The organism is Anaerotignum faecicola, from assembly GCA_024460105.1.
Lineage (GTDB): Bacteria > Bacillota > Clostridia > Lachnospirales > Anaerotignaceae > JANFXS01.
Genome location: JANFXS010000118.1, coordinates 1 through 543, shown reverse-complemented (window position 1 = coordinate 543; position 543 = coordinate 1). Strand labels below are relative to the sequence as shown.

General features: G+C 51.2%; 2 protein-coding genes. Both read right to left on the bottom strand.

Going from position 1 to position 543, the window contains the following annotated elements; translation table 11 throughout:
- On the bottom strand, nt 1-161 hold a 161-nt coding region (locus NE664_13045; protein MCQ4727559.1), incomplete at its 3' end, for a tRNA pseudouridine(38-40) synthase TruA.
- 16 nt (nt 162-177) lie between these two features.
- A partial coding sequence (locus NE664_13040; protein ID MCQ4727558.1) for an energy-coupling factor transporter transmembrane protein EcfT occupies nt 178-543 on the bottom strand: 366 nt, incomplete at its 5' end.

The following is a 543-nucleotide window of genomic DNA, read 5'->3' as shown; positions in this document are numbered from 1 at the left end:
CCGGAATCAGTCCGGCTGGCACCGATCACCGCCACCTTCTCATGAAGCAGGGCCGTCAGCGCCTCGTTTAAGACCTCTTCTATGGTCCGTCCGTTGTTCTGAATCTGCCATCCGCAGTAGTTTGTGCCATCGTAGGCCACTATCAGCTTAATCCGTTTCATCTTCTTCCAAACCGCCTTATATCAGGATTCTCAAAACAATGATCACGGCCAGATAAGCGATGTAAACCAGATATGTCACGCCATCCCGCTTTGCATAATGAAGCGGCTTCATCTTCGTTCTTCCCTCACCGCCGCGGTAGCACCTCGCCTCCATGGCCATAGCCAGATCCGTAGCACGCCGGAATGCCGAGATAAACAGCGGGACAAGGAGAGGAATCATGTTCTTCGCCCTCTGAATGATATTTCCGCTTTCAAAATCAGCACCTCTCGCCATCTGCGCCTTCATGATTTTATCCGTCTCCTCCACCAGTATCGGGATAAACCGCAGTGCAATGGACATCATCATGGATACCTCATGGACCGGCAAACCGATCTTTTTTAA